Here is a 348-nt window from a genome sequence, read left to right as displayed (position 1 = left end):
CAGTGGAACGCTGGAGCAACTCCACTTTGGATGCAGTGAACTGTCCGAGGCGTTTCCAGTTGATATCGGAAACCGAAACGGCTTTGGCTGTATCTCCAGAACACCAACCAATATAGGACTTTCCGGCTTTCTCTGCTCTTACCAAATCCCTCTTACGAAAGCGGTGCGACCTACCGGAACAGGTTTCCTCGCCAAGGGAACGCGCACCAAGACAACCATGACGGGTAACAGTACCGCCATATTTGCGCCGTTTTCCCCCTTGAGCGGGAACGCACAAGTGAAGTTGACGACGAGAAATGGGCGGTCTTCTGACGATTGTAAATGGAGCAGAGGTGATTTGAACGTCTC

General features: G+C 52.0%; 1 pseudogene. It reads right to left on the bottom strand.

Annotation, left to right across the window (positions count from 1 at the left end):
• Positions 1 to 348, bottom strand: a pseudogene (locus JUI58_RS00640) (hypothetical protein); the annotation flags it as partial.

The sequence above is a fragment of the Spirulina sp. CCY15215 genome, assembly GCF_016888125.1.
Taxonomy (GTDB): Bacteria; Cyanobacteriota; Cyanobacteriia; order Cyanobacteriales; family Spirulinaceae; genus CCY15215.
Note: the sequence above shows the minus strand (reverse complement) of the source record. Positions and strands in the feature narration are given on the sequence as shown.